General features: G+C 39.6%; 12 protein-coding genes and 1 pseudogene. 6 read left to right on the forward strand and 7 right to left on the reverse strand.

What is annotated here, in order from left to right; translation table 11 throughout:
• Positions 1-385 precede the first annotated feature (385 nt).
• Positions 386-565 carry a replication restart DNA helicase PriA gene (locus RMZ41_RS26990; RefSeq protein ID WP_322644904.1) on the forward strand — a complete coding sequence of 60 codons (180 nt, stop codon included), beginning with the start codon at positions 386-388 and terminating at the stop codon, positions 563-565.
• A gap of 92 nt (positions 566-657) precedes the next feature.
• Here the strand turns inward: RMZ41_RS26990 and RMZ41_RS26995 are convergent, their stop codons facing one another.
• The 6 genes and pseudogenes from RMZ41_RS26995 to RMZ41_RS27020 form a co-directional block, all read right to left on the reverse strand.
• Positions 658-1113: a hypothetical protein gene (locus tag RMZ41_RS26995; protein WP_322644905.1), complete on the reverse strand. Its 456-nt coding sequence runs from the start codon at positions 1111-1113 to the stop codon at positions 658-660.
• Between the two features lie 782 nt (positions 1114-1895).
• Positions 1896-2990 carry a 23S rRNA (adenine(2503)-C(2))-methyltransferase RlmN gene (gene rlmN, locus RMZ41_RS27000; protein ID WP_322644906.1) on the reverse strand — a complete coding sequence of 365 codons (1095 nt, stop codon included), beginning with the start codon at positions 2988-2990 and terminating at the stop codon, positions 1896-1898.
• Positions 2991-3088: 98 nt separating this feature from the next.
• Positions 3089-4513 (reverse strand): ATP-binding protein, encoded by a 1425-nt coding sequence (locus RMZ41_RS27005; protein WP_409876042.1) that lies wholly within the window; start codon positions 4511-4513, stop codon positions 3089-3091.
• Positions 4514-4520: 7 nt separating this feature from the next.
• On the reverse strand, positions 4521-5072 hold the full coding sequence (locus RMZ41_RS27010; protein WP_322644908.1) for a heme NO-binding domain-containing protein: 552 nt from the start codon (positions 5070-5072) through the stop codon (positions 4521-4523).
• A gap of 428 nt (positions 5073-5500) precedes the next feature.
• Positions 5501-5638 (reverse strand): annotated as a pseudogene (locus RMZ41_RS27015) (phenylpyruvate tautomerase MIF-related protein); the annotation flags it as partial.
• A 77-nt stretch (positions 5639-5715) separates the two neighbouring features.
• Entirely contained in the window at positions 5716-6321 is a 606-nt protein-coding gene (locus RMZ41_RS27020) for a Uma2 family endonuclease (RefSeq protein WP_322644909.1), read from the reverse strand.
• 190 nt (positions 6322-6511) lie between these two features.
• Between RMZ41_RS27020 and RMZ41_RS27025 the strand changes: the two genes are divergently transcribed.
• The 5 genes from RMZ41_RS27025 to RMZ41_RS27045 all read left to right on the forward strand — a co-directional run bounded on the left by RMZ41_RS27025 (position 6512) and on the right by RMZ41_RS27045 (position 11304).
• Complete coding sequence (locus RMZ41_RS27025) at positions 6512-7561, forward strand: aldo/keto reductase (protein ID WP_322644910.1); 1050 nt, start codon at positions 6512-6514, stop codon at positions 7559-7561.
• 181 nt (positions 7562-7742) lie between these two features.
• Entirely contained in the window at positions 7743-8321 is a 579-nt protein-coding gene (gene dps, locus RMZ41_RS27030; protein WP_322644911.1) for a DNA starvation/stationary phase protection protein Dps, read from the forward strand.
• A 347-nt stretch (positions 8322-8668) separates the two neighbouring features.
• The gene (locus RMZ41_RS27035) at positions 8669-9385 is read left to right on the forward strand and encodes a pirin family protein (RefSeq protein ID WP_322644912.1); all 717 of its coding nucleotides are present in this window, start codon (positions 8669-8671) and stop codon (positions 9383-9385) included.
• 209 nt (positions 9386-9594) lie between these two features.
• The gene (locus tag RMZ41_RS27040) at positions 9595-10299 is read left to right on the forward strand and encodes a mobilization protein (RefSeq protein ID WP_322644913.1); all 705 of its coding nucleotides are present in this window, start codon (positions 9595-9597) and stop codon (positions 10297-10299) included.
• A gap of 282 nt (positions 10300-10581) precedes the next feature.
• Positions 10582-11304 carry a class I SAM-dependent methyltransferase gene (locus tag RMZ41_RS27045; RefSeq protein WP_322644914.1) on the forward strand — a complete coding sequence of 241 codons (723 nt, stop codon included), beginning with the start codon at positions 10582-10584 and terminating at the stop codon, positions 11302-11304.
• 57 nt (positions 11305-11361) lie between these two features.
• Here the strand turns inward: RMZ41_RS27045 and RMZ41_RS27050 are convergent, their stop codons facing one another.
• On the reverse strand, positions 11362-11790 hold the full coding sequence (locus tag RMZ41_RS27050) for a DUF202 domain-containing protein (RefSeq protein ID WP_322644915.1): 429 nt from the start codon (positions 11788-11790) through the stop codon (positions 11362-11364).
• Positions 11791-11910 lie beyond the last annotated feature (120 nt).

The following is an 11910-nucleotide window of genomic DNA, read 5'->3' on the forward strand; positions in this document are numbered from 1 at the left end:
TTAACTAATCCTTAAGATAAATATTTTGTTACTAAATATACAGTATTTTCTGTAGTTTAATTTTTGAATACAAGAATGGCTTTTTTTTGTATCTGTCTAAGATGACTATAAATAAGCCTCTCTCAAGGCATTCGTCATAGGGATCAGTAAATCTCTAAGCGTCATTTCATTAAAAAATAATTTATGTACCTAAAGTAAGAGGATAAAATCACTTAAATTATAGGATAGTATAGAGAGAAATTGAAATTTTTTCAAATCTGAAATTTTGTTTAAAATACTTAGCCAATATTAAAGTCGTTTGTTAAGTTGGGTCAAACCAAGATTTTTTCTACTTTAACTGGCAGTTTTCTCAAATAAAAAATAAATTACAACCAGGGGTTTTAAAATGCAGACAGTACAAAAGATTTACTGCCCAAATTGTGGCAGCCAAGCAGAACGTTATTATATTACTGATAGTCAATTAACTCGAACTCAATGCTCTAGTTGTGACTACTTGATGATTAGTTGCACTCGCACTGGCAAAGTAATTGAGGCTTATGCACCAGGAATTTATGCACAGCGCTAGATAAAAAAAATTAAAAATTAGAGAATGTTTTCTCTAATTTCTAATAATAAAGTTACTTGTCAGAAATTTTAAAGACTTTACAGATTATTCTGTTATCTGAGTTGTTGCTGTCGGATCTGTTCTTGTAACCTAAATTGTTGCTGTTGTCTAATTTGTTGATCTTGTCTAAGTTGTTGCTGTTGTATTCTCAGTTGTTGCTGTTGTGAAAAGTCTTGCTGTTGTAGTCTTGTTTCTTCCTGTTGTAGTCTAAATTGTTGCTGACGGAGCATTTCTTGCCGTTGTCGTGTAAATTCTTGCTGTTGTATTGTCTGTTGTTGTTGTAATTGTTGTGGTTGTTGATAATTTTGCCGTAGCCATGTTTCGTTCATTCGTTCTTGTGTTTGCTGATTTTGCTGTTCTTGCTGTTGTCTGATTCTTTCTTGAGGCGAATCTTGTATCTGGGGATTCGTCTGAATTATTTGTGCAGATGCAGGAAAATTAATCGATAAAGCTTTGGCAAGCACAATCAATGGTAGCCATACTTTAACCAACGATAAGCGATTCAACATACAATTATTTCCTCAATTGTTATAGGTTGGCTTTAGCGATCGCTAAAGCCTTAAAATTTCAACAGAATTACCCTATATGTAAATACAGGGGCTTAGAATAGTTAACTAAAGCTAATGTTTTATTTACCGTTATAGGTTTACTGCTGACTACGCCAACATTCTTCAGTCAGTGACGTGTTCTAAATATTAGTGCGTTGAGAATAGGTTTCTAAATCAAGGTTATATCCAGTGCATTCTCTTGATTTTTCATAAAACTGTCGCTTCTTAGATATTCATCTTAATTAAATTATACATTTAAATTTTTGACATAGTTTGCCGGATTACCGTAAATCTACCTGCGGTGAGTAAGCTAACAAAGGGATCTCAAGCGGTTTTACGCCATAGATAAACAGAGATGTATCTGAAGACATATCTGTGTTTATCTCCGGTTTCATATTCATTCTTGAAGAAGAATTCAGAATTCAGAATTCAGGAGTCAGAATCAAGACGCTCTCTACGAGACGCTAGCGCGAACGCGGATTCGTTGGCGAAGCCTCTTGAAGAGAAGGTTTTACGGTTCGCTATCAGTCGGGGATTCAGATCGGCGCAGGAATTGAAGATCGCCAAATTTTCAATTTGGTGGGGGTTTGAAACCCGTTTATTCAGACGCTCGTTCGCGTAGCGTCTCCCACAGGAGAAGACTCGCTTTCTCGTGTCGCTATCCGTCACTCGTACAGAATTCATACCTGTTTTCTGACTCCTGACTCCTGAATTCTGTTTCGATAAAATTGACGAAAACAAGTTCAATTTTTACTTGCTCTCAATTGCCCGCAAGCAGCATCGGCTTCTAAACCACGGGAATAACGCACACTCACAGCAGTATTTTGCTGCTTAAGGACGTTGACAAATGCTTCAATGCGATCGCGGTTGGGGCGTTTGTAGTCTACTTCTTGAATGGGGTTATAAGGAATCAAATTCACATGACTTTGAAATCCTCGCATACATTTTGAAAGTTCTAATGCGTGTTCTGGTAAATCGTTGACACCAGCCAGGAGAACATATTCAAAAGTAACGCGCCGTCCAGTGATTTCTACATATTCTCGACATTCAGCCAACAAATCTTCTAGAGGATAGGCGCGGGCGCTGGGGATGAGTTTTTCTCGCAGCGCTTGGTTGGGTGCGTGCAGACTCACAGCCAGAGTAATTTGCAAATTATTTTGCGCGAACTCACGGATACGGCCGCGAATCCCAACTGTAGAAACTGTAAGCGATCGCTGTCCTATACCGATATCTTGATTTAGAGATTTCAGGGCTGCTAAAACATTCTCAGTATTCAACAATGGTTCACCCAGTCCCATAAACACGACATTGCTAACCCGTTGCTGAAAATCTTCTTGCACAGTTAACACCTGATCGATAATTTCGTGGCGTGCTAAGTTGCGCTTATAGCCTCCCTTACCAGTAGCGCAGAAATCACACGCCATTGGACAACCCACTTGAGTAGAGACGCAAACTGTCAGACGGGCTTTTGGGCCTTCTCCCCTTTCTGCAAAGGTGGGGATGCCTACAGTTTCAATAATTTGCCCGTCTGCTAATCGTAAAAGATATTTAACTGTGCCATCGGGAGCCTCAGAGCGGTAATGTAAAGTTGAGCGCCCAATGGGGATTTCTGCTACTTCTTTGCGCCATTGCTTAGAGAAGACAGAAATATCAGCTAGCGATCGCACTCCCTTATCGTAGATCCATTCATGCAGTTGCTTTCCTCTGTAAGCAGGTTGTCCCTGCTGCTGCACCCAAGTAGTTAACTCGGCAACTGAAGCACCTAGTAAAGGGGGAGTTAATTCTGATTTTTTGACGTTGAGTGAATCAACCTGAGATGCAAGAGGTGTAGCAGACATAACGAATCATAAATTGATGCTGGATCTCTATCCTACACCTGCTAAATCAATTTGGTCTTGACTGTGTAAATCTAAGTAGGGCTTACTGAATTTTTTATTTACGTTTCTACCGATTGCATCTGTGTAAGGGGAATCTCAATAATAAACTCTGCCCCCTGTCCAGGTGCAGATATACACTGGATTTGTCCACCATGCTTTTTTACTACTATTTGATAACTGATAGATAATCCTAAGCCTGTGCCTTGCCCTACAGGTTTAGTTGTAAAAAAAGGATCAAATAATTTAGCCTTTACTTCCTCCGTCATTCCTAAACCATTATCTTTAATGCTGATCGTCACGCGCTGTTGATTTTTCACTTGTGTACGGATGGTAATGCAATTAGATTGTTTTATAATTCCTTGTTTTGCTTGCTCCTTTTCGTGCTGGCGCATAGCATCAATCGCATTACTTAAAATATTCATAAATACCTGATTTATTTGACCTGCATGACATTCAACAAGAGGTAAATCACCATATTCTTTAATAATTTCAATTGACTTATAATCTAATTTTCCCTTAAGACTATGTTGTAAAATTAATAATGTGCTATCGATACCTTGATGAATATCAACCGATTTCATCCCAACTTCATCAAGTCGTGAGAAATTGCGTAAATTTAGTACAATTTCGTAGATTCGATTGGCTCCGACTTCTACCGAAGAGAGAATTTTTGTTATATCTTCTATAATATAGTTGATGTCATTCTTCTTAGAGAGCGCTTCAATTTTCGCGTGAGGTTGAGGATAAACTTCTTGGTAAAGATGAATTAAACTAAGTAAATCTTGAGTGTATTCTTTAAGATATTTAAGGTTGCCATAGATAAAATTTACTGGGTTATTAATTTCGTGGGCAATACCAGCAACTAATTGACCAAGACTAGACATTTTTTCAGTTTGAATCAGTTGAGATTGAGTCTGTTGTAATTCCTGAAGAGTGTTTTCTAATTGTTGCGCTTGTGTTTCGGCAGTGTGAGCCAGATATTCTTGAACTTGCAACGCATTCTTTAGCTGCACCTGTCGCTTCATCAGTTGATCTGTTAAGTTCTGAATATCCTCCAAAGCAGTGTTTTTAGCTTTGAGTAAAAAAATCAAGTCAACAGTTTGGTCGTGAGTTGCAAAGTCTGTCAGCTTCAAGCCACAGTTAGCTAAAGTATCTGTGTGATTTACCCAAACAGAGCAAATAAAAAACATAATATCCTGCTCTTGAGCATACATCATTTGCCCTTTGAGAATCATGCCATTGTGCAGGGATTCAAATAAAAACAAAGAGTTAATTCGCTTGGCGATCGTAGTAAAATTAATCTGAATATTGGGACGCAGAATATGGAATTGCTGCTCAATTAAACTGTTTACTAAAGGTTCTGGGTGAATACGTTGTAAAACCTCTCCAACCTGTATAATTTTTAGTTCACGATTGAATACAATATGAAATGGAAAGGCTTTAGCAAACAAATATGGCGGTAGACTAAATTGAGGAGAGTTCATTACTTCTTCAATTAGGTTTATACTCAATAAAGAAAACATCATGCTCGGCTCCCTCTTCTCGATTTTGAGTTTGGGTAATGTTAACTTCTGTGTTAAACCTCGTCCCTAAACCCTTTACTAAGCCAACAACCATTGGAGCTAGTCCTTGACGGCTAGAATGATAGTGCAATTCCAGGGTATTTTCTTCCTCTTCAGCACACTCAAAGGAAGGAGGACGATATTGGGGAAAATTTACGCTCAGACGAGTATGAAGATCGTCCAATTTATCCAAGAATTCGGGTAGGTTATCACCCCCCATGTCTAACATTAGTCCATAGCCTGCTTTGCCAGTGTACTGTATCCAGTATTCACCAAAGGCTTGCATAATTTCTACGCTAGACAGGCCAACAACCTCACTTGTCGCTTTCACTAGTTTGTGAGTTAAATCATCAGGATAGGATTCCATTCTCAAGAAATCATCTATCTGTACTTCAGCTTTCTGTTTAATCGTCTGCCAAGTTTCTTCACCAAAGCGATCGCATACCATATCCTGAATTGCTTTATTTATTAAGCCGTACATAAGTATGTCCTATAGATATCGTGTATTTTATGCTCATAAGATTCTGTCAAGTTATTAAATTAATATTCTTCCTCTGTTCGATATCAGTTCTCCCTTGTGTGCAATAAGCTAAGACGCATTTAATTTTTCAAGCTGAAAACCTTACAGAATCCAAAAAGTAGAATTTAGATGCGCCACAGTTTATAACCCTCTTGACAAAAGGGGCTAGGGTTTAGCCTAGTGTATTCCATCCACCAGAAGATCGCTGTAATTTACAATGAAGAAGGAGTAAAGAGTTAAAATTCAATAGAAAAGAGTCAACAGTCAACAGTCAACAGTTCTTTCTTTTCTGCCCCGTTGCTCTCTTTCACTCCTCTAATTTAAGTTTGTTTACTGGTAAATGAAGCGATTTTGCTCTCGAATTAACCAAAAGTTGAGCCGTTCCAGCCCTACATTACACACTTTGAGTCTGCAAATTCAATGTAAATGCGATTTTTCGGTACACCTAGAGTTTGGTTAATCTGCTAGCAAAAGTCCTGACTCATTGCTGCGGTTTGATTTGATTTCATTGTGCCAATACTTTTAACTCTAGCTTAAAAAACTGTAGCGATCGCTCTTGTCCGATCTAAACAATGCGATTCACCTCAGTTAAAACAAAATTTTATTAAATATGCGTAATATCATCTAGTTGAAGTTGTAAATTTGGCAATAGTTCCGAATAAATAGTATCTCCTAAGCGATATTGTCGCTGTTGGTACACACCGTTAACTAAGTGACAAAGGGTAAATGTGGGTTGTTTGGGATTGCCAATAAATTGCAAACCACCCAACCCCCGAAAGTCCACAATCCAATATTCTGGGATGTTAAGAAAAGCGTATTCTTCAACTTTTCTTGCATAATCATCTTGCCAATTAGTGCTAACAACTTCAGCAACAAGTTTGATTGTGCTGCCGTTACAAATAATAGGTTCTTTTGACCATAACGGTTCTTTACTCAGTTCAGCTTTATCTAAAACAATTACATCAGGACGCAGCGCTGTGGCAACAGCCGCAGGTGGTTTAATCAGACAAGTTTTTGGGATTAGCCAGTTAAAATTAGAATTAAAAATTTCGACATAGATTCTACCAGCAATACTACCTGCAACAGCTTCGTGTGGCCCTGTAGGTTCCATGTCTCTTAATTGTCCATCGATTAATTCGTAGCGTGTATTATCACCATATTGGGCTATAAATTCCTCAAAAGTCAGTAGTTTGGGTGAAGTGTAGGTCATTATGTCTTATTTTGGGTCATTGGGCATGGGGCATGGGGTAGGGAGAATTAAAACTTGAACGTTGGCCCTCAGAAGCTCAACTTTGTAAATTTTAACTCCCCTTAACTCTACACTCCTGAATTCTGAATTCAGCTGTATCATGCTTTTGGAATGGTAAAGGCTTAGTTTTTTCATTAAAGAGAAAATATTCATGAGATACAAACTCTTGGGCAAAAGCGGGTTAAGAGTCTCTGAACTCTCCTTGGGAACCATGACCTTTGGTGAAGATTGGGGTTGGGGTGCATCTGTTGACGAAAGTCGTAAAATCTTTGACACATATACAGAAGCAGGGGGAAATTTCATTGATACCGCCAACGGTTATACCGATGGTAGTAGTGAAAAGATTGTTGGCGAGTTAATCGCTAAAGAACGGGAACGCTTTGTAGTTGCAACAAAATATTCCTTTCCCTTAGAGATGAATAACAAAAAAGGCGATCCTAACGCCAGTGGAAACCATCGCAAGAATTTAATCCAGTCTTTGGAAGGTAGCTTAAAACGCCTGAATACCGATTACATTGATTTATTTTGGTTACACGCTTGGGATTTCACAACACCCATTGAAGAAGTATTGCGATCGCTCGATGATGTAGTTCGTCAAGGTAAAGTACTTTACATCGGCATTTCTGACGCACCCGCATGGATTGTTTCTCAAGCAAATACCATCGCCCAGTTCCAAGGATGGACGCAGTTTGTCGCCCTACAAATTGAGTATAGTTTAATTCAACGGACACCAGAACGAGATTTGCTGCCGATGGCTAAAGCTTTTGATTTAGCAGTAACACCGTGGTCGCCCTTGGGTGGTGGTGTGCTGACAGGTAAATATAATCAGCCTCCTCAAACAGGCGGTGAAAAAGGACGACTCGAAACTTTTGGGGGAGAGATTTCACAGAAGAATTTAGCGATCGCTCAAGTTGTCAGTGAAGTTGCAGCAGAAATTGGACACACACCTTCACAGGTAGCATTAGCTTGGTTACTAGCTCAAAGTGGTGTGATTATTCCCATCATTGGCGCACGTAAGTTAACGCAGTTTCAAGATAACTTAGCTTCTTTAGATGTGAGTCTCTCGCCAGAACATCTGCAACGCTTAGATGAAGTTAGTAAAATTGAACTGGGTTTTCCCCATGACTTTTTACAGAGCGATATGATTCGCGATCGCCTTTTTGGTGGTACATTTAATACCATAGAAAACCATCGTATTTAATATTATTTGTCATTTGACGCTTTCTGAGCAAAAAGTCTCAATCCCAAATCTAAAAATTCAAATTGTATAAGCTATAAACAGTAACACATTCAGCCGTTAATATAATCCATCGTCAGAGAGTTTCGCGCAGCCAACTAGTATCTGTAAAGTTAGATTTAAAAGGCATTAACAACGTAGACCCATGAGCGACAACAGCATTACATCACGTCTGTACCCTACCCGCATTGACATTCCCGCCGAAGCGCGAGTGCAAATCGTGGTACTTCTCAACCAAACTTTGGCAGCTACTTCGGATCTAAAAACTCAAGCAAAGCAAGCCCATTGGAATGTTAAAGGAACTGACTTCTACCAGCTACACCTATTATTTGATGAACTGGCTGGGGAATTGGAAGACCACATCGATTTGGTAGCTGAACGCATTACAGCTTTAGGCGGATACGCTTTCGGAACAGCCCGCGCCGCAGCTAGTAATTCAATTCTGCCAGAATATGCTTTAGATATTTTGGATGGTAAAGACCATGTAACAGCCTTAGCAGATCGTTATGCCATCTATGCTAAACATCTTAGAGATGCGATCGCTAAAACTGATGAATTAGACGATCTGGATACCGCCGATCTTTACACCGAAATTTCTCGCACCATTGACAAACGCCTCTGGTTCTTAGAAGCTCATCTGCAAATCGCAGAAATTAAGGAAGAGAATGGCAATGGTAAAGCAGGTACTACTAAAACTCAAAAGATCCCTGCTAGCGTAAAATAAGCACTTCTCTTGAAAAGTAGTCTTTCTTAAATCTAATAGTATCTTTTTGGTAAGTACGTCACTTTTAAGTGCGTACTTTTCATTTATATGTATATACCTTACTATTGAAATAGTTCAAAACGAAGTCAAGAAATACCAAATATCTTCTACAAGTTATCCATCAAAATCAATACTTCAACTTGAAGAAATTATTAGGTTAGTGAAAAAGTATGCTAATTCCATTTTGATTTCAAACTCTACCAATTTTAGATTTTTCCTGCAATCCAAAAGACACTCCGCTATCTAAAATCTAAAATCAAAAATTGAGCGATTCCTAACTAAATACTCATTAACAAAGAGGTAAATTTATGTCTCAAAATACAATTACCCACTTAATTCACGATCGCAATTCTCGTGGTCACGCTAAAATGGGCTGGCTCGATAGCTATCACACATTTTCCTTCGGTAGCTTTTACGATCCCAACCGGATGGGATTTCGATCTCTGCGCGTAATTAACGACGATCGCATCGCCCCTGGTGCAGGATTCCCTACCCACAGTCATCGTGACATGGAAATCCTCACTTATGTCTTAGAAGGTGCTGTAGAGCATAAAGACAGCTTGGGTACTGGTTCGGTAATTCGCCCCGGTGATGCCCAAATTATGAGCGCTGGAACTGGAATTAGCCACAGTGAATTTAATCCTTCACCAACTGAACCACTACATTTACTACAAATCTGGATTCTTCCCGATCGAGAAGGAATAACGCCAAGATACGAACAAAAAGCTTTTCCTCTCGAAGAAAAGCGCGGTAAACTCCGCTTAATTGCCTCTAAAGATGGGCGTGATGGTGCTGTGACGATTCACCAAGACGTTGATTTATACACATCTGTTTTAGAAGATGGTGATGTTGTTAATTATCAAGTCAAAAGCGATCGCTATGCCTGGTTACAAGTAGCTCAAGGTATAGTCAACTTAAATGGTGAAGAACTTAGAGCAGGCGATGGTGTGCAAATCAACGGCGAAGAACAGCTAGAAATTAGCACCAACATCGGCGGCGAAATCTTGCTTTTCGATTTAGGTTAATCTTAAGCCTTTAAAATGAGCATTGTAAGCTCTAGATCCCTGCCTTCTTTTACGAAGGTAGGGATTTTGTTTCTGCGAGATTCAGCTTCAATCGCCTCGGAAGAAGGTTATACTGTCTCAGAAAACTACCAAAACAACTAGGTGGCGATCGCCAGTTCTTAGTTTGGGAAAGATATATCAGACTTTAATAACTATTAGAGGTGGCTGTAATGCCGACGATTCATTTTGTGGATGGTGAAAAAGGCGGGGTAGGAAAATCTCTCTTTGCCAGGACAATGATTCAGTATTGTCTGGATAAGAAAATCCCGTTTGTACCAGTGGAGACAGATAGATCGAATCCAGATGTCGCAGGGGTATATAAGGAAATATGTAAATATGCCGTGTTTAGCGAGAATGAACGACAGGCAAATAAGGCAGATAGAATATTTGAGTGGGCAATAGAGAAGCCAGTAATCGTAAATTTAGCGGCACAATCCCATAGAGCAGTCCAAGGGTGGATTGAATCTAATCAATTACTTGAACTAGGCAGTTCGCAGGGTGTGATGTTTTGCAAATGGTTTGTATCAACAGGCGGATACGACAGTATCAACCTGTTTAATCAGTCAGTAAATACTTACGGTGAGAGAATCCCTCATGTTCTGGTGAAGAATTTAGGGCTGTGTGATGATTGGGAGCATGTAGAGTCAGACCCCCACTTTCAAAACCTAGTAGGTAAATATCAGATAAAAGTTATAGATTTTCCGAAGTTAGCATATAGAGAAAGAAACATAATTGACCAAAATCGCCTGACGTTTGCAGAGGCTAGAGAGTATAGAGAATTTGGGATAATTGGGAGACAGAGAGTAATGAATTTTCTGAAGCTTGCTTATGGTGCTTTTGAGAAAGTAGGTATCTGGTATGAAAAAGTTGAATAGCGGTCATTAGTTATTGGTCATTAGTCATTCAATACTGTTCGGTTAAGGTAAGAGACGCGATAAATCGCCGTCTTGACAATAATCAGTCCTTTGTAGAGACGGCGATTTATCGCGTCTTTAGGATCGTATTATTTTCATCAACTAACCTTAACCGAACCGTATTGACTCCTACGGAGAAGCAAACTATGCGTAGATGCGTAGCGTCTTGCACAGAAGTGGTTTGTCAACAGACATTGCAAAGCGAATTTGACTACAATTCTTAGAAAGAGTAGCAAAAACCTAATGTCCAAAAAGTCAGATTCGCAATTCCAAAATCTCTTTAGTTCACCAAAATCAAGCAACTGGGACGAAAGATTAGCCCAAATAGCCTATCGCTTTAACCGAGAATATCAACGTGAAACCTTTGAACTCCCAGCCGAAGTCCAGGCGATGCCGATATTCCAGGAGTGGATTGGAGGCAGTTTTGCAGGGAGAATTGCTTCCCCTTTTTGGGAAATTGCTAAACCTCAAAAAAATCAACACTGTATAGATATCGGCTGTGGTATCAGCTTTTTAATCTATCCTTGGCGGGATTGGCAAGCATTTTTTCATGGGCAAGAAATCAGTAATGTGGCACGCGATACCCTTAATTCTCGCGGGCCACAGTTGAATTCTAAGCTGTTCAAAGGTGTTGAATTAGGAGCAGCCCATCAGTTTAACTATTCACCAGAGCAGTTTGACCTTGCGATCGCAACAGGATTTAGCTGTTATTTTCCACTAGAATACTGGAATGCAGTACTCGCAGAAGTTAAGCGAGTCTTAAAACCAGGTGGACATTTTGTATTCGACATCCTCAACCCACAACAGCCTCTAGCAGAAGATTGGGCAGTTCTAGAAACCTATTTGGGGGCTGAGGTGTTTTTAGAGCCTCTAGCTGAGTGGGAAAAAACCATTAAGGCGGCTGGTGCTAAAGTAATTTCGCAGAAACCAGGGGAATTATTTCAATTGTATAAGGTGCGGTTTTGAAAAAACTGAGTGCGAAAGTACTAAGTACTCTTCTTTTTACTCAGCACTCATCACTCATCACTCAGGGATAACTGGACTCATTGGATCTAAAGAAGTCGTAAAAACAAAATAGATTACCCCAGTTCCGAGAATCATTACAGCGAGACTGAACAGCAATACCCATCTGTCTGTCGGTTCATAAGTATCTTCTTCGATATCACGACGGACAGCGAAATAGTGACTAGTTGAGAGCCATACTGTAATCAAACCCACCAGCGAAAAGACTAAACCTAACTTCCAGCCGTTGCCGGGATGGGGTACTAAAGGTACATGAAAGGCACGCAAACGCACAATAACGACACCAAAACCTAATAGAGCGATCCCTGTCCGCATCCAAGCTAGGTAAGTACGCTCATTTGCCAAGTGATCTCGGATTCGAGAAGGATTGAGTCGTCCTGGCTTTTTTTGATCTTTATTTTCTTCTGTGGATTTCAATTTTAACTGCATTAATAACACCCTTATCCCCAAAGCGGCTCTTATCAAAAAAATGCGGAGGTAATAGGAAATCTCTTTCCAGATGACTCGCACCCAGCGCAATAGTTGCGCTATCAAAATATTTTTATTATG

The sequence above is a fragment of the Nostoc sp. DedVER02 genome, from assembly GCF_034530675.2.
Classification (GTDB): domain Bacteria; phylum Cyanobacteriota; class Cyanobacteriia; order Cyanobacteriales; family Nostocaceae; genus Nostoc.